General features: G+C 43.0%; 16 protein-coding genes and 1 tRNA gene. 12 read left to right on the forward strand and 5 right to left on the reverse strand.

The window, feature by feature from the left end:
* Positions 1–43: 43 nt before the first annotated feature.
* Entirely contained in the window at positions 44–2239 is a 2196-nt protein-coding gene (locus tag ACYTXU_RS03075) for a S9 family peptidase (protein WP_462208269.1), read from the reverse strand.
* A 217-nt stretch (positions 2240–2456) separates the two neighbouring features.
* On the opposite strand from ACYTXU_RS03075, the gene hisC reads away from it, so the two are divergent.
* The 8 genes from hisC (at position 2457) to ACYTXU_RS03115 (ending at position 9166) form a co-directional block, all read left to right on the forward strand.
* Positions 2457–3557, forward strand: a complete 1101-nt coding sequence (gene hisC, locus ACYTXU_RS03080) for a histidinol-phosphate transaminase (protein ID WP_462208270.1) — start codon at positions 2457–2459, stop codon at positions 3555–3557.
* A gap of 6 nt (positions 3558–3563) precedes the next feature.
* On the forward strand, positions 3564–4250 hold the full coding sequence (gene cmk, locus ACYTXU_RS03085; RefSeq protein WP_462208271.1) for a (d)CMP kinase: 687 nt from the start codon (positions 3564–3566) through the stop codon (positions 4248–4250).
* A 145-nt stretch (positions 4251–4395) separates the two neighbouring features.
* Positions 4396–6063, forward strand: coding sequence for a 30S ribosomal protein S1 (gene rpsA, locus ACYTXU_RS03090; RefSeq protein ID WP_462208273.1), 1668 nt, complete (start codon positions 4396–4398; stop codon positions 6061–6063).
* A 174-nt stretch (positions 6064–6237) separates the two neighbouring features.
* The gene (ihfB, locus tag ACYTXU_RS03095) at positions 6238–6540 is read left to right on the forward strand and encodes an integration host factor subunit beta (RefSeq protein WP_462208275.1); all 303 of its coding nucleotides are present in this window, start codon (positions 6238–6240) and stop codon (positions 6538–6540) included.
* 58 nt (positions 6541–6598) lie between these two features.
* On the forward strand, positions 6599–6892 hold the full coding sequence (locus ACYTXU_RS03100; RefSeq protein WP_462208277.1) for a LapA family protein: 294 nt from the start codon (positions 6599–6601) through the stop codon (positions 6890–6892).
* A gap of 1 nt (position 6893) precedes the next feature.
* A complete protein-coding gene (lapB, locus tag ACYTXU_RS03105) occupies positions 6894–8069 on the forward strand; it encodes a lipopolysaccharide assembly protein LapB (RefSeq protein WP_462208279.1) in 1176 nt (391 codons plus the stop codon).
* A gap of 4 nt (positions 8070–8073) precedes the next feature.
* Positions 8074–8769, forward strand: a complete 696-nt coding sequence (pyrF, locus tag ACYTXU_RS03110; protein ID WP_462208281.1) for an orotidine-5'-phosphate decarboxylase — start codon at positions 8074–8076, stop codon at positions 8767–8769.
* A gap of 82 nt (positions 8770–8851) precedes the next feature.
* Positions 8852–9166, forward strand: a complete 315-nt coding sequence (locus tag ACYTXU_RS03115) for a ComEA family DNA-binding protein (RefSeq protein WP_462208282.1) — start codon at positions 8852–8854, stop codon at positions 9164–9166.
* A 104-nt stretch (positions 9167–9270) separates the two neighbouring features.
* Here ACYTXU_RS03115 and rrtA read toward each other — a convergent pair whose 3' ends face one another.
* On the reverse strand, positions 9271–9888 hold the full coding sequence (gene rrtA / locus ACYTXU_RS03120; RefSeq protein ID WP_462208283.1) for a rhombosortase: 618 nt from the start codon (positions 9886–9888) through the stop codon (positions 9271–9273).
* A gap of 224 nt (positions 9889–10112) precedes the next feature.
* On the opposite strand from rrtA, the gene ACYTXU_RS03125 reads away from it, so the two are divergent.
* Positions 10113–10268 (forward strand): hypothetical protein, encoded by a 156-nt coding sequence (locus ACYTXU_RS03125; protein WP_462208285.1) that lies wholly within the window; start codon positions 10113–10115, stop codon positions 10266–10268.
* Positions 10269–10754: 486 nt separating this feature from the next.
* The gene (locus tag ACYTXU_RS03130; RefSeq protein WP_462208287.1) at positions 10755–11147 is read left to right on the forward strand and encodes a hypothetical protein; all 393 of its coding nucleotides are present in this window, start codon (positions 10755–10757) and stop codon (positions 11145–11147) included.
* A 112-nt stretch (positions 11148–11259) separates the two neighbouring features.
* Here the strand turns inward: ACYTXU_RS03130 and ACYTXU_RS03135 are convergent, their stop codons facing one another.
* Positions 11260–11649: a helix-turn-helix domain-containing protein gene (locus tag ACYTXU_RS03135; RefSeq protein WP_462208288.1), complete on the reverse strand. Its 390-nt coding sequence runs from the start codon at positions 11647–11649 to the stop codon at positions 11260–11262.
* 915 nt (positions 11650–12564) lie between these two features.
* Between ACYTXU_RS03135 and ACYTXU_RS03140 the strand changes: the two genes are divergently transcribed.
* Positions 12565–14055 (forward strand): SulP family inorganic anion transporter, encoded by a 1491-nt coding sequence (locus tag ACYTXU_RS03140; protein WP_462208290.1) that lies wholly within the window; start codon positions 12565–12567, stop codon positions 14053–14055.
* Positions 14056–14076: 21 nt separating this feature from the next.
* Complete coding sequence (locus tag ACYTXU_RS03145) at positions 14077–14928, forward strand: universal stress protein (RefSeq protein WP_462208292.1); 852 nt, start codon at positions 14077–14079, stop codon at positions 14926–14928.
* A 190-nt stretch (positions 14929–15118) separates the two neighbouring features.
* Here the strand turns inward: ACYTXU_RS03145 and ACYTXU_RS03150 are convergent.
* Positions 15119–15194, reverse strand: a tRNA-Asn gene (locus tag ACYTXU_RS03150).
* Between the two features lie 92 nt (positions 15195–15286).
* Positions 15287–16465 (reverse strand): pyridoxal phosphate-dependent aminotransferase, encoded by a 1179-nt coding sequence (locus ACYTXU_RS03155; protein ID WP_462208294.1) that lies wholly within the window; start codon positions 16463–16465, stop codon positions 15287–15289.
* Positions 16466–16536 lie beyond the last annotated feature (71 nt).

The raw sequence follows: 16536 nt of genomic DNA on the forward strand, positions 1-16536 counted from the left end.
TAGGGGCGAACTGCGTTCGCCCTGTTGATGCATAATGATTGTGTTAATCATTAATTCCCAGTAAGTCAAAAAAGAACGCATATTCCATTGCGGTTTGTTCAAGTCTCTTAAATCGACCTGACGCTCCACCATGACCTGCTTCCATATTGGTGTGGAAAAGCAGTTTGTTGTCATCCGTTTTATAGTCACGTAATTTAGCAACCCATTTCATCGGTTCAAAATATTGAACCTGTGAGTCATGTAATCCGGTGGTGACTAACATGTGTGGGTAGTCTTGGGCTGTGACGTTATCGTAGGGTGAGTAAGACAACATATATTCATAAGAGTCTTTATTGTTTGGGTTGCCCCATTCGTCATACTCATTGGTGGTTAACGGAATGGATTCGTCAAGCATGGTGGTTACCACATCCACGAAAGGCACATGAGCAGCAACACCTGCGTATTTTTCTGGAGCCATATTAATGACGGCACCCATCAATAAACCACCGGCACTGCCACCTGCGATAAAGACTTTATCTTTGGCTGCATACTTTTGATTAACTAAACCATCGGTAACATCAATAAAATCATTAAATGTGTTGATTTTATTGAACATTTTCCCATCTTCATACCATTGACGTCCAAGCATCTGACTGCCACGAATATGAGCAATGGCAACCACAAAGCCGCGATCAAGCAGTGATAACCAATTGGAGCGGAAGTTGGCATCCATGGTTGCGCCGTAGGAACCATAACCGTATTGATATAGTGGACTGGTGCCATCCTTTTTAAACATATCTTTACGATAGACCAAGGACACAGGAACTTGCACACCGTCCCTGGCTTCAATGAATAAGCGCTCACTCTGATAGTCGTTACTGTCGAAGTCCCCTAACACTTTGTCCTGTTTAAGCAAAGTACTTTCACCAGTGACCATATTGAAGTCATAGATCGAGTCAGGGGTGGCTAAGCTAGAGTAGGTATAACGTAAAGTGTCGCTATCAAAGTTTTTGTTAGTAGAAAAACGTGCGGCGTAGGCGGGATCATCAAAGTTCACAGATTTAAAGCTACCATCTTCAATGTTCATGACACGAACACTGGTTAAGCCGTTGCTGCGTTCAGTTAAGGCAATAAAATCTTTAAAGGCTTTAACGCCGGTAATTTGTGTGTCCTCGCGATGTGGAATCACTTCTTCCCAGGCAGAAAAGTCATTGTGTTTACTTTGATGCACTTTCATCAAACGGAAATTCTTGGCCTCTTTATTGGTTTGCACATAAAAATGTTCACCCGATTTGTAGGTCGAATATTCATGTCCGGTTTCTAATGGGTAGAATTTTTTGAACTCACCTTCAGGCGCGTTAGCATCAAGAATACTCTCACCTTTGGTTTCAGTGCTGTAGTGTCCAATCTTTATGAAGCTGCCATCCAATGACTTGGTTAGCCCAGTGTAATAACTGGTATCGCTTTCTTCGTAAACTAAAACATCGTCAGTTTGCTCTGTGCCTAGTTTATGACGGAAAACTTGGTAACCCAATAGTGTTTGCGGGTCTCTGCGGATATAAAAAATGGTTTGGTTATCATTGGCCCAAACAACTCCACCGTCAGTCTCTTCCAGTGTGTCTGGCAATAGTTTACCAGTAGAGAGATCCTTAAAGCGTAGAGTGTAGACACGGCGGCCAATACTGTCGTCTGAATAAGCTAAGATAGTGTGATCGGGGCTGACTTCAGTGGAGGCTACATTAAAGTAATCATGGCCTTTAGCCAGCTCATTCACATTAAGCAGAATTTCTTCATCGGCTTCCAGCGAACCTTGTTTACGTGCATAAATAGGATATTCACTATCTTCCTCAAAACGAACATAGTAGAAATAGTTACCTAAACGATAAGGAACCGTCGATTTATCTTTCTCAAGACGGCTCACCATTTCGTTGTAAAGCTTTTCCTGCAAGCTCTTGGTATCCGCCAACATAGCTTCTTTATAATCATTTTCAGCTTCAAGATGCGCCAGCATCTCAACATCTGTTCGGCTATCGTCGCGCATCCAATAATAGTTATCCACGCGGGTATCACCATGAATAGTCATTTCATGAGGTACTTTCTTAGCTACTGGTGGTTTTAATGCGTCGTCTGCTTGAGAGTCATTCATAGTGGTTTCAGTGATTGAGGTCTGTTCTACTTGAGAAGGCTCTTTGTCGCTGGTGGCGAAATATATACCGACGCCAATTAAAATAAGACTAATTAATACAAGAAGGTACTTCATTTTAAGTCTTCCTTGGTAACAGGTTATAAAAATTTTGAAGGCACTAACTATATACCATTAAATTAACGAAAATCCAGCGCAAGCTAGTGTGGTTATGTTTTAAGTCTTAAGGGGTGAAAATCTGGTGAGTTTCAAGGATAATGGCGGCCATTTCTAAGAATTGACCGAGACGCCCAAGGTTCGGGTGTATTTAAAGTTTAAGAGACTGGAGTAAGTTATGAGTTGTGATTTTATCGCTTTGGCCAATAAAGGTGTTCAGGAATTACACCCATACCAACCGGGAAAACCTATTTCTGAGTTGGAGAGAGAGTTGGGCATTACAAATATTGTCAAGCTGGCAAGTAATGAAAACCCTATTGGTATTAGCGCTAAAGCAAAAGCAGCCATGGAGAAAGAGTTTTCCGATTTGGCTCGCTATCCTGACGCCAATGGATATTACCTGAAAGCCAAGTTGGCTGAGCGCTTGGGTGTGGGCATTGGTCAGATTACGCTAGGCAATGGCTCGAATGATGTACTTGAGCTGATTGCGCGCGTATTTGTCGCTCCTGAGCATGAAGTGATTTATTCGCAACACGCGTTTGTGGTTTATCCGATTGTGACGCAAGCGATTGGCGCTAAGAAAGTAGTTATCCCGGCAAAAGACTGGGGCCATGACCTCGAAGCGACCGCCGCGGCAATTACACCGAACACACGCATGATTTTCATTGCCAACCCAAATAATCCTACCGGCACCTGGGTTAATAAAACTGACCTGAAAGCTTTTATGGACAAGGTTCCACAAGACGTGATTGTGGTGGTTGATGAAGCCTATTACGAATATGTCGAAGATGCCGAGTACCCTCAAACGATCCCATGGATTAAAGAATATCCCAACTTGATTGTGACCCGTACTTTCTCAAAGGCTTACGGCCTGGCGGGAGTTCGCGCCGGTTATGCGGTAGCCAATGAAGAAATTACTGGTCTGATTAACCGTCCACGTCAGCCATTCAATATGAACTCTTTGGCATTAGCAGCGGCAGAAGCTGTGTTAGATGACCATGCGTATCTGCAAAAAGCGTTGGATGTCAATAAATCTGGCATGCAGCAATTGATCTCTGCGTTTGATGAGCTTGGATACGACTATATTCCTTCAGTAACTAACTTCATTACAGTTGATATGAAACAGGCTGCGGGTCCTTTGTATCAGCAAATGTTGGAGCAGGGGGTGATTGTTCGTCCAGTGGGCAATTATGAAATGCCGAATCATTTGCGTATCAGTATTGGCCTTGAAGAGGAAAATGCTAAGTTTATCCGTGTCTTACGCGAAATGACTAAGTAATCATCTATGAATGCAGACAATAAACATGTGCCTGTCATTGCCATTGATGGGCCCAGTGGTTCCGGTAAAGGCACCATTAGTCAAATTCTTGCAACAAAGCTCGGCTATCATTTATTGGATAGCGGCGCCTTGTACCGCTTAACGGCTTTGTCGGTAATTCAGCAGGGGATAGAGCCTGAAGACATCAAAGCGGTTGCGCAGGCGGCTTTGGAGCTGGATGTGGTATTTGAGCCACAACCTGATGGCGAACAGAAAGTTTTACTAAATGGCGAAGACGTGGGTGTCAAATTACGATTGGACGAAACCAGTGCCATGGCTTCTAAAATTGCAACGATACCCGAAGTCAGAGAGGCCTTATTGACGCGCCAGCGTAAGTTTAGACAAGAGCCCGGCCTGGTGGCAGATGGGCGAGACATGGGCACAGTCGTTTTTACTGATGCCGAACACAAGGTTTTCTTGACCGCAAGCCCCGAAATACGGGCGGAAAGACGCTATAAACAGTTGATCGAAAAGGGCGTAGATGCTAACATTTCGCACCTTTTAAAAAGCATCATCGATAGAGATGAGCGTGATCGCACTCGGACTGTGGCCCCATTGGTGCCGGCAGAGGGTGCTTTTGTTATTGATAGCTCAGACTTGACCATCGATGAGGTGGTTCAGCAAATTCTTGATTTTATAGGGTTTTCTGAATAATTTTTTTACGCTAGCTTGCACGGATGAATGAGTTAGCTTAACTAACTGACCCATGACTATAGGACCATAGTGTGGTGATTTAAACAAGCCTTTGTTCGATTTCCCGGTATTCGGTTTTTCGGCAAAGATTATCAGGTACTAACGAATGAGCGAAAATTTCGCACAACTTTTTGAAGAAAGTTTAGCAAACGTAGAAATGCGTCCAGGTGCAATCATCACTGGTGTGGTGGTTGATATTGACAACGAAGTAGTTGTTGTAAACGCTGGTTTGAAATCAGAAGGCGTTATCCCACGTAATCAATTCTTGAATGATTCGGGTGAGCTTGAAGTTTCTGTTGGCGACGAAGTACAAGTTGCTTTGGATGCGGTTGAAGATGGTTTTGGTGAAACACGCCTATCACGTGAGCGCGCGAAGCGTTTTGCGGCTTGGGGTGTTCTGGAAGCTGCCCATGAAGCGAATGAAACAGTTAAAGGTGTTATCACTGGTAAAGTTAAAGGTGGTTTCACAGTTGACGTTCAATCGATTCGTGCGTTCTTGCCAGGTTCATTGGTAGACGTTCGTCCAGTACGTGATACAACACACCTTGAAGGTGTTGAGCTTGACTTTAAAGTTATCAAACTAGACCAAAAGCGTAACAACGTAGTGGTTTCTCGTCGTGCTGTTATCGAGTCTGAAAACAGTGCTGAGCGTGAAGAGCTTCTTGAGAACCTGGAAGAAGGTTCAGAGCTTAAAGGTATCGTTAAGAACCTTACTGATTACGGTGCATTTGTAGACTTAGGCGGTATTGATGGCTTGCTACACATCACTGATATGGCTTGGAAGCGCATCAAGCACCCAAGCGAAGTAGTTCAGGTCGGTGACGAAATTGACGTTAAGGTTCTTAAATTTGACCGTGAGCGTAACCGTGTATCATTAGGTATCAAGCAATTGGGTTCAGATCCATGGGTTGATATCAATGACCGTTATCCAGAAGGCGCACGCCTACAAGGTCGTGTCACTAACCTTACTGATTATGGTTGTTTCGTTGAAATTGAAGACGGTGTTGAAGGTTTGGTTCACGTTTCTGAAATGGATTGGACTAACAAAAACATCCACCCATCTAAGGTTGTTAACTTAGGTGATGAAGTGGAAGTTATGGTTCTTGATATCGATGAAGAGCGTCGTCGTATTTCTCTAGGTGTTAAGCAGTGTGTGCCTAATCCTTGGAATGAATTTGCTGCAACTCACAACAAAGGTGACAAAGTTAAGGGTAGCATCAAGTCTATTACTGACTTTGGTATCTTCATTGGTCTTGATGGCGGAATTGACGGCTTGGTTCACTTGTCTGATATTTCATGGACAGTTCCTGGCGAAGAAGCTGTACGTGACTTCAAGAAAGGCGACGAAGTTGAAGCTGTTGTACTAGCAGTTGACGCGGAACGTGAGCGTATTTCCTTAGGAATCAAACAAGTAGATTCAGATCCATTGGCTGAGTACTTGTCTGAGCATCCAAAAGGTACTGTTGTTAAAGGTAAGGTTAAAGAAGTTGATGCTAAAGGTGCATTGATTGAATTAGCTGACAGCATTGACGGTTATGTACGTGCTTCAGATATCAGCACTGACCGTGTTGAAGATGCCAGTAAACACCTAAGCGTTGGTGATGAAGTTGAAGCCAAGTTTATGGGCGTTGACAAGAAAAACCGCAACTTGAACCTTTCTATTAAGGCGAAAGATGCGGCTGAAGAAGCTGCTGCAATTAAAGAATTCAGCAACGATTCTTCTGCTCCATCAACTCTAGGTGACTTGTTGAAAGAGCAATTAGGCGACGAATAATCGCTTATTGATTGCTTTTAGTAGCATGATCCAAATCAAGCCCGGCATATGCCGGGCTTTTTTGTACCTATTAAAAGTGTAAAAAAGGTCATATAATTAAAACAGTTAGGTGCATTTTCAGGTAAAATCCACCATACTGTAAGCATAAGGTTTAACGACGTAAGGATAATGCCCATGACAAAATCGCAATTGATAGAGCGCTTAGTGGATAAAAATCCACAGCTATCAGTACGTGATGTCGAACTGGTAGTGAAATCCATGTTAGATCAAATGTCGGAATCTCTGGCTGATGGAGACCGCATTGAGATCCGTGGTTTTGGTAGCTTTTCGCTTCACTACCGTGCACCACGTGTAGGCCGTAATCCAAAAACAGGAGAGTCGGTCAGACTGGATGGCAAATATGTTCCGCACTTCAAGCCAGGCAAAGAGTTGCGTGAGCGTGTGAACGATGGTCAGGATAAACCGATAAAGCCATAACCTGTTTTGACATAATTGCTTGTGAAATAATCACTTCTGAAGAAAACGGAGAATTCCTTTGCGACAACTCTTCGCGATAATACTCTTCATCGCTTTACTGATAGTTAGCACAGTATTTGCTTTAAACAATAATCAACCTATTGTGGTTGACTATTTGTTTGGTGAATCGGAGTTAGCTCTTTCCACTCTCATTTTCTGGGTCGCCTTAATTGGTCTGGTACTGGGTATTTTGGCGATGACCATTGCGATTCTTAAACTAAGAGTTAAACTCAAACGCTGTCAGAGCAGGTTGAATAAAGCTGAGCAAGAATTGAAGAACTTGAGGACTGCACCGGTCAAGGATTCACTCTGAAATGAATGAATGGTTTTTGTATGGGGTGTTGGCGCTACTTCCCATTGCCGCATATTCTGGTTACCGTATAGGGCGTAAGCAGCGTAAAGAGCAAAAAGGTTCTTCCTCCAGCCTATCCAGTAATTACATCAAAGGCCTTAATTATCTTTTAAATGAGCAGGCGGATAAAGCGGTTGATACTTTTATAGACCTGCTCACAGTCGATACCGATACTGTCGAAACACATCTGGCTCTTGGCAACCTTTTCCGTAAACGAGGAGAGGTTGACCGCGCTATCAGACTTCATCAGAACCTAATCGCAAGACCTCAATTGAAAACAGAAGACCGTAACACGGCTTTGTATCAGTTAGGCCTGGATTACAATGCTGTGGGTATGTATGACCGGGCTGTCAGTCTGTTTAATGAGTTGTTAGCTGACCCGGAGCACAAATCAGAATCCTTGCATCAACTCCTCAATATTTATCAGCTCACTAAAGATTGGGATCAGGCTGCTAAAATTGCAGAGCAGCTGCAATCAACTATGGGTGAAGAGCAATCCAAGCCACTTGCCCATTTTTATTGTGAACTTGCTGATCAAAAGCACTCCGAAGGCGATGTAAAAGCGGCCCTGACTAATATAAAAAAAGCACTATCCATTAATGCCGACTCTGTAAGAGCCAGTATTCTGCAGGGCGATATTTATTTGCAGCAAAAGAATTTTAAACAGGCGATTAAATCTTACCAGCGCATTCTTAAGCAGGATATAGCCTTTCTGCCAGAAGCTTTGCCGAAAATTGCAGAGGCTTATAATGCGCAAAATGATCACAAAGGATACAAACACTTTCTGAATGAAAGCCTGGAACAGAACGCAGGCGTTTCATTACTCATCGAACTTTCCAAGATTGTGCAGAAGGAGCAGGGCGATAAAGCTGCAGCTCTACTGATAGGGCAATATCTGCAAGAAAAACCCTCCCTAAAAGGTCTGCATAGACTGATTTCCCTGCATATTGAGCATGCGCATGACTCTGCTAAACCAAGCCTACAACTGCTTGATGGTATTGTAGAGAAGTTGCTTGCAAGAAAACCCCGATATGAATGTCAGAACTGTGGTTTTCATGCCAAGGCGATTTACTGGCAATGTCCTAGCTGTAAAGAGTGGAGTTCTGTTAAACCCATAAAAGGTATAGAAGGCGAGTAAGAGTATGTCCGAACCTAAAATTCTGGTCGCTCTGGATTATGATAATCAGCAGCAAGCACTGGAACTAGTTGATAAATTAAAACCCGAGTTGTGTGGCTTAAAGGTCGGTAAAGAAATGTTTACCTTGTTTGGGCCTGACTTTGTTAAGGAGCTAGTTAGAAGGGACTTTAAGGTTTTTCTTGATCTCAAATTTCACGATATTCCAAATACAGTTGCTAAGGCTTGTAAAGCCGCCGCTGAGCTTGGAGTTTGGATGGTAAATGTGCACGCTTCTGGTGGAAGTAAGATGATGCATGCCGCCCGCCAGGCTATTGAACAGTGTGATAATCGCCCACTATTGATAGCTGTTACCTTGCTGACCAGCATGGACGAGGTCGCTTATAGTGAGATTGGCTTTAAGCGTGATTTACCAGAGCAGGTGGAGCATTTAGCCAGCATATCCAAATCAGCAGGTTTAGACGGTGTTGTATGCTCTGCCTGGGAAGCCAGAAGGCTAAAAGAACAACTGGGTAAGGACTTTAAGCTCGTTACTCCAGGAATTCGGCCTCCTGGCAGTGAGATAGGTGATCAAAGCCGCATTATGACCCCTGAACAAGCCATTGTGGCGGGTTCTGACTACCTGGTCATAGGTCGACCAATAACCAAGGCTAGCGATCCACTAAAAGCCCTGTACGAGATTTCTGAAAGCATTGTGAGCTAGTTGTAAATAGTACCTCCTGAGATTATTCTCCTGTCTGTCGCAAGATGACGACAAAAAGGATATTAAAAACAAGGAGATAATCATGAAAAAACTAGCTTTAATCCTATCATTAGTAATAGCTGCCAATACTCAAGTTTTAGCCGCCAAGGAAAGAGGTGGCCTATCTGCTGCTAACAGCCAAGGATCAGGACAACAGGTTTCAAGTACCGTTAATATTAATAGTGCAGATGCCAAGCAGTTGTCCAAAGTTTTAGTCGGTGTGGGAGCGAAAAAGGCTGAGGCTATAATCGAATACCGGGAAAAGTTCGGCCCTTTCAAGTCAGCTAATGAATTAACTGCTGTAAAAGGGATTGGACAGAAAACGGTCGATAAAAATAAAAGCAAGATTAAACTGTAGTTCAGAGTATAAAGCCCAAATTGTTTTGGGCTTTTTTTGTTTCACTTTTATTGTTTGGCACTTGATTGCTAACTCATCGAATAAGTAATTCAGGAAGCTTTAGGCTACTTAGAAGCCTGTTTAGATTTCAACATAGATTGCAAGGCGGGGCCTTTCAGCAAGTTTTTCGGCCAGATCAGCCCCAGAATAATGCCTTCGATGAAACCAATAATGTGGGACTCTTCTACCACAGCACCACCCAGAAACTGATCATACTCAGATTCGACACCGATAATTTGTGGTAAGAAGATTTTAACTCCCACGATGATAAGTAGTAACCCACTTAACTTAACCCCCAATCGCAACTCTGCGGTAGCGCAGGCAGCGATTAAGCCGTATAAAGCGCCCGACATGCCAACATAGTGAATAATGTGCGGAGTCCATAAGTGCATGGCAAGAATGTTAGTGAAGTAAAGAAGAAGCACCCATGCGATCCAGTAACCAGGTTTTAGTAGGGGATGAAAGATAAAACTAATCAGCCAAAGACTGGCAAGATTCATCAGAGTATGCCATCCGCCAAGGTGAACTAGATTTGCTGTTATTAATCTCCACCATTGGCCTGATTCAACTAAACCTCGATCATAAGCCATCCATAAGCTAGATTGAGGCAAAAGAAGGTAGCTAATAATGCAAATATGACTTGCAGCTAATGCAAAAGCGTATCTTTTAATAAATTGTGTCATAAAATATTTTTATCAAATGTAAAATTTAGTTCACACTTTTAATTATCAAGTCTGGCTAAAATTTGAACAGGTAAAACAGATTGCAAAAATGAGAATTGTAAAAAATTTCTTTAAAAAGCAATTAGTTACAGAGTATTCCCTATGTAATTTGTTTTTCTTAATGCTATGTGAGTAAATTCTATAGGCTTTTTTTTACGAAATCATCCAATAAAGAGGAAAATATTATGTTTGAAACTATCGCTATGATCTGCTATTTATCTATCTCAGAGCCAGTAAATTTTGAAGCACCTGTGTTTGACCAAGCACCAATTACCAGCGTATATACTGGTAGCGGTGGTGGAGAACCTGGTGAGGACCCAACTAAAGAGAAAGAGAATTGATACAAAGTATTATAAACAACTTTGATCTTAACAACTTAATGAGTGACATATTTATGATGTCACTCTTAGGTTGTGTTTTTTTACATTTACTTTTCACAAAAAATAATAGGCTCCTTACTTTCTCTATTATTCTTTTAGTAATTCAGTTCTTAAACTGGAACCTAACTTCGTTCTTATGGAGTCACGAGTTTGCCAAGTACATTTGGTATATTTCATGGATGGTTACAGATATCTTCATATTGCTTTATGTTGCTTATAAAGCCGTTTCTACGGGAAGAGTTTTAAAAGAAGAGTTTGCAGTGTCAATAGTAACTACGATTGCTATTTTGATAAATATACTAAGATTTATAGAAAGACATTACACTGATTTAGAGGTGATAGTTAGCGTACAATCATTTGCAATTAACTCAGTGAATTTCTGCATCATATTAGCTTTATTAACACCGGTGGTTAAACAGCTGGTGGTAACATTAGGAAGAAAAATCAATGGCATTACTATTTTTGGCCTACGGTTTAGTGTTAGCAGCGTTCGCAGCAGCGCTGTTTTGGCTAATCCTGAAAGCTTATCGCGGACGAATAGACGTTCCTTATGATGAGTATTCGCTTGATAGCGAATATGAGTCTAATGGTAACGTAATCGATTTATCGGCTTTTCAAAGAGCTGATATGATTGGTTTGCGCCTGCTTCAGGAATATTCACAGATAGAATCAAGCAGCCTGCCTGAGAAAGACAAGTTGCGCGAAATCCTATTGTGGAACCAAAAGCTACAAGAGTTTGAAGTAAACAATCGAAAAATCATTCAATCTCGTGGTTTTCTAAAGCCCGTTCAATTACAAAGCACTAAAGCGCCTGGTCCAGCTGGATTCACCAGAACTTAGTCGTCCTAATATCAAAGCATAAAAAAGGCCTGCAACTGCAGGCCTTTGGTTTGTCTGTCTTTCGATAACCTTATCTGTAAAGTTATTTCAAGCACTGTCCCGATTGATTACCTCATTTCAGATTTGCAATCCGAACACCAAGCTCTTCTTTACTACTATTAGCACGGTAGTTGGAAAGGATCAGTTCAGCTTTTTCTTCTGGAGAAAGGTTGATGCCACGAGTAAGAGAGAGGGACTCTACTAAGGCAATGATTTTACCTAAGGTATCGACTTCTGCCCCATAGTCCACCTGAGTGTAATATTCACTCATCGGTACTAAAGACAGACGATATCCTAGAGCTCTAGCCAGACCATCGATTTTGTGAACACCTGGATCAGATGTTTTCCCCTCCAAAATCCGATAAATAGTCGATTGGCTAATGTGAGCCTTGTGCTGCATGGAATAGTCTGTTTCACCCAGACTTTGCATGAGTTGTTTTAGTTGATCAATTATTTCGCTCATTGAGGTTTCCTAAAAAAGATGCAAATTCGGTTTGATTTGTATGCATATATGCATTATTATTTAAACCAAGTTCTGAAATGCATTCGTTAGCTATTTGTATCACAGAGTGAAACACAAATAAAGTAATGAATTGTAGTGAAGCATAAGTTTCGATTTCAGAGATACGGTTTTGACCGTAAACAGTTTTCCTTCAGCTATATGGTGGGATTTGGCCGAGACACGTTCTCGGCTTTTTTTTGCCTGAAATTAAGGGGTTAGATGCTCTTAAGGCGCTATATGTGCTCAGTGGGCATTGTAAGAGGTCATTGTATTCTAAAATGTTATAAACAGACTTCATGATGCTGGAATTGGGTAGGGAAGGCTAATCAGGTGCTTCTCAAGTCAGATTTGCTTCATTATCTACTGTTAAATGCCCGTTATTCATATTTGACTCACATCAAGTCAATTTGTAATCAATGCTAGGGGCTGGTAAACTCCGCGCTCTTTTTTGCCAGTTACCGAGTTCCCATGCTCATTAGTCCGCCATAGCGCACACTTTTTCCTAAGATAACAATCCCAGAGCGTGTTGACCTTTGTGGTTCAATTTTTGTTTAAAACAAAAGCGTACTGATCGCGACGCTCGTTATGTAGCCTAGTCATTCTAGGGTAATGACGAGCAACAAAGAGCAGGGCGCTTTTGATTGAACCCGAAGGGCAGCGTTTGTTTGGCTTTTCTACTGTGTTATCGCGTGTGGATGGAAGAGTGGCTACACCTCACACACGATGCCTTGTATAAAATCCAAACAAACAGCTGCAAAAACGAACAGCAAAGGTCAACACGCTCTAGTTATCACTCCAACTCGCCACTGGCCGCGAGTATTTCCTATTGAGTTTTTATAACGACATTATTGTTGTTCTTATTTTACGGTTATTACAATGCTACAAACTATCAAGAGAGACTGGTTCTCAAACATCAGAGGCGATCTGCTCGCCGGTTTAGTGGTTGCTCTAGCTTTGATTCCGGAGGCTATAGCCTTTTCTATTCTTGCTGAAGTAGACCCCAAAATTGGCTTATACGCCTCTTTCTGCATTGCAGTCATTATCGCCTTTGTCGGCGGTCGTCCGGGGATGATATCGGCGGCCACCGGTGCTATGGCACTACTCATGGTGACGCTGGTTAAAGAGCATGGACTTCAATACTTGTTGGCGGCAACAGTGCTGACCGGTATTTTACAGATTGCAGCAGGTTATTTACGCCTTGATGGCTTGATGCGCTTTGTCTCTCGTTCGGTGGTGACAGGTTTCGTCAATGCCTTGGCCATTTTGATTTTCATGGCTCAAGTTCCCGAGTTGATTGATGTCACCTGGCATGTTTATTTGGTTGCTGCCGTAGGATTGGCCATTATTTACCTATTTCCGTTGATTCCAGTTGTTGGCAAAGTGATACCTTCCCCACTTATTTGTATTGTGGGGCTCACCATCGCTGTGGTTGCTTTGGGTTGGGAAATTCCAAATGTTGGCAGTAAGGGTGAGCTGCCAGACACCTTGCCAATTTTCTTATGGCCTGATGTGCCACTCAACCTCGAGACGTTAATGATTATCTTCCCAACATCCGCTGCACTGGCTGTGGTTGGTTTGCTGGAGTCATTGATGACAGCAGGTATTGTTGATGATTTAACCGATACTCCAAGCAACAAGAACCGCGAGTGTAAAGGGCAGGGTATTGCCAATATCGGTGCAGGCTTGATGGGCGGCATGGCCGGTTGTGCCATGATTGGCCAGTCAGTGATTAATGTTAAGTCTGGTGGCCGAGGCCGCCTATCTACTTTTATTGCAGGTATAGTCTTAATTATATTAGTGGTCTTTCTTGATGAATGGATCAGTTTAATCCCAATGGCGGCATTGGTCGCTGTGATGGTGATGGTGTCTATCGGGACCTTCTCCTGGTCATCAATTAAAGATATGAAAAAGCACCCAATGTCGACTAATCTGGTGATGGTCGCTACCGTTGTGGTAGTTGTTATTACGCACAACCTTGCAATCGGTGTGTTCGTTGGTGTCTTGATGGCATCACTGTTCTTCGCTAATAAAATTAGTCGTTTTATGGTTATCAAGCGTCAAAGTGAACAAGGTACCATTTCGCGCTATTATGAAGTGGTAGGACAGGTATTTTTTGCTTCTGCTGAGAAGTTTGTTAACTCCTTTGATTTTAAAGAAGCTATCGAGGAAGTGACCATCGACTTAACTCACGCGCACTTCTGGGATATCTCAGCGGTCGGGGCGTTAGATAGTGTGGTGATAAAGTTTCGCCGAGAAGGTACCCAGGTCAATGTCATTGGCTTGAACGAAGCGTCGAAAACGGTTGTCGATAAGTTTAGTATTTATGATAAGCCTGAAGAAGTTGAAAAGCTGATGTCTGGGCATTAGTCTGAACTTAAGGAGAATGATATGAAAAATATAATTGCCTGTATTGACGGTTCGGCCATGTCGGCTTCAGTGTGTGATGCAGCAGCTTGGGCGAGCAATAAACTGGAAGCACCTTTAAGTCTGCTTCATGTGCTAGAAAAAACAGTCAGTCCTGAAAATGAAAACCTGTCAGGTTCGATTGGATTAGGCGCAAGAGAAGCATTGTTAGAGCAGCTTACAGAACTGGATGAGAAACGAAGCCGTATCGCATTGGAGCATGGTAAGCATATGCTGGAAGATGCGCGCCAGCGAGCTGTCGAACAGGGTGCTGATGATGTTTTCATGCAACAGCGCCATGGTAGCCTGCTTGAGTCACTGACCGAGCTTGAGTCGGATATGCGGTTGTTGGTGTTAGGCCGGCTGGGTGAAGATCATGACGTTTCTGCATACACTATCGGCTCGCAACTGGAAAGCGTCATCCGCGCAATGCATGTGCCGATTCTCATCGCTGTAGGTGAGTTCAAAGCACCGAAGAACTACCTGATCGCTTATGATGGTAGCGATACTGCCAATAGGGCCATTGACCGTGTCGCGGCCAGTCCATTACTGAAAGGATTGGAAGGGCACATTGTTATGGTTGGTGACGATAACGACAAGAACAACCAAACCCTAGACCAGGCTACTGATATTTTGAAAAAGCATGGCCACAAGGTTCAGTCAGCGTTAGTTGAAGGTGAAGTTATCGAAGCATTAAAAGCCTATCGCCATAAAGTTGGTGTTGAAATGATGATCATGGGTGCTTATGGTCACTCACGGGTTCGCCAATTCTTCCTTGGCAGCAATACTCAAACCATGATCAGCAACAGCAATATTCCTTTAATTTTGTTGCGTTAATCCTTTCCATTTACAACGCTACTTGCAGAAGCAGGTAGCGTTGTTCGTATTATTTTTCATCTACTATAAGATATAAATTCTAACTCTGGTGACATACTGGTGACATAGTGCCTATATGATTTTGATATCAGGAAGACTTTTTCGACAGACAATAAAAAAGGCCTTACATTACTGTAAGGCCTTTTGAATTTGGCTCCCCCTGCTGGACTCGAACCAGCGACATATGGATTAACAGTCCACCGTTCTACCAACTGAACTAAGGGGGAATTATTCGTCCGTCACTTTGTGTGCTGAACGGGGCGAGATAATAGACATATTTCGCTTTACGGTCAACACCCAAGTGATGATTTTTTTAAAATTAGGCCATTTTACTGAGTCTTAGAATGGCTTCTTCAAGCGTTTCCATGCTGGCGGCATAGGATAAGCGCAAGTGGCCTGGTGCTCCGAATGCTGAGCCAGGCACTAGTGCCAGATCCACTTTTTCAATCAGCAGTTCAGCAAAATCAAGATCGGATTCGCAATTATGCTTATCAATCAATCCCTGCATATTCGGGAACGCATAGAAGGTACCGTCGCTGGGTAAACAGGTGACTCCTTCGATACTGTTCAAGGCATGAACCAGGTAGTCATGTCGCTTCTTGAAAGCTTCTAGCATTGGCTTGATACATGACTGATCACCAGCCAATGCAGCGGTGGCTGCAGCCTGGCTCGGGGCCGCTGGATTCGAGGTGCTTTGTGATTGAATCTTTTTCATGGCGCCAATCAAGTCAGCCGGGCCGCCTGCATAACCAATGCGCCAGCCCGTCATGGCGTAGGCCTTGGATACACCATTCAATACTATCGTTCTATCGTAAAGCTCCGGGCAGACATTGAGAATGTTGACGAATGGCTGTTCGGTCCAAAGGATATGCTCATACATATCGTCAGTGGCCACTACAATATTGGGGTACTCTAACAGTACGTCAGCAAGGGCTTTGAGCTCTTCTTTACTATAGGCAACGCCGGTCGGATTGCTTGGGCTATTGATGACAAACAATTTAGTTTTATCGGTAATGGCGTTTCGCAATTGTTCCGGGGTGATTTTCAGGTGCTGCTCAATGGTGGTTTCAATGATGACCGGTTTGCCGCCTGCCAGGATGGCCATGTCAGGATAGGAAACCCAGTATGGGGCAGGAATAATGACCTCATCACCATCATTGATTAGAGCTTGGCAAAGGTTGTAAAAACTTTGTTTGCCCCCACATGATACAAGGATCTGGTTGGCTTGATAGTCAAGGTTATTATCACGCTTGAACTTGTCGATAACAGCTTGTTTAAGCTCCGGAGTACCATCTACCGGTGTATACTTGGTCGCGCCAGCTTTGATGGCATCAATAGCCGCTTGCTTAATATGGTCCGGTGTATCAAAGTCAGGTTCACCCGTACCCAATCCAACGATAGGCCGACCTAGAGCTTTAAGCTCTTTGGCTTTAGCAGCTACCGCAAGCGTTGGTGATGGTTTAACAAGTTTTACACGTTCGGAAAGTTGAATAGCCACCGTATCCCCTTAATTTGTTTGATCGATGTTGAGTATGCGAGAATGTCTGGCAATGATACTCCAACTTTTTC

The organism is Kangiella sp. M94, assembly GCF_054926195.1.

Bases quoted from the DNA above. Each gene is read 5' to 3' on its own strand.
- ACYTXU_RS03075 (WP_462208269.1), bottom strand. From the start codon at position 2,239: ATGAAGTACCTTCTTGTATTAATTAGTCTTATTTTAATTGGCGTCGGT.
- hisC (WP_462208270.1), top strand. From the start codon at position 2,457: ATGAGTTGTGATTTTATCGCTTTGGCCAATAAAGGTGTTCAGGAATTA.
- cmk (WP_462208271.1), top strand. From the start codon at position 3,564: ATGAATGCAGACAATAAACATGTGCCTGTCATTGCCATTGATGGGCCC.
- rpsA (WP_462208273.1), top strand. From the start codon at position 4,396: ATGAGCGAAAATTTCGCACAACTTTTTGAAGAAAGTTTAGCAAACGTA.
- ihfB (WP_462208275.1), top strand. From the start codon at position 6,238: ATGACAAAATCGCAATTGATAGAGCGCTTAGTGGATAAAAATCCACAG.
- lapB (WP_462208279.1), top strand. From the start codon at position 6,894: ATGAATGAATGGTTTTTGTATGGGGTGTTGGCGCTACTTCCCATTGCC.
- pyrF (WP_462208281.1), top strand. From the start codon at position 8,074: ATGTCCGAACCTAAAATTCTGGTCGCTCTGGATTATGATAATCAGCAG.
- ACYTXU_RS03115 (WP_462208282.1), top strand. From the start codon at position 8,852: ATGAAAAAACTAGCTTTAATCCTATCATTAGTAATAGCTGCCAATACT.
- rrtA (WP_462208283.1), bottom strand. From the start codon at position 9,888: ATGACACAATTTATTAAAAGATACGCTTTTGCATTAGCTGCAAGTCAT.
- ACYTXU_RS03125 (WP_462208285.1), top strand. From the start codon at position 10,113: ATGTTTGAAACTATCGCTATGATCTGCTATTTATCTATCTCAGAGCCA.
- ACYTXU_RS03130 (WP_462208287.1), top strand. From the start codon at position 10,755: ATGGCATTACTATTTTTGGCCTACGGTTTAGTGTTAGCAGCGTTCGCA.
- ACYTXU_RS03135 (WP_462208288.1), bottom strand. From the start codon at position 11,649: ATGAGCGAAATAATTGATCAACTAAAACAACTCATGCAAAGTCTGGGT.
- ACYTXU_RS03140 (WP_462208290.1), top strand. From the start codon at position 12,565: ATGCTACAAACTATCAAGAGAGACTGGTTCTCAAACATCAGAGGCGAT.
- ACYTXU_RS03145 (WP_462208292.1), top strand. From the start codon at position 14,077: ATGAAAAATATAATTGCCTGTATTGACGGTTCGGCCATGTCGGCTTCA.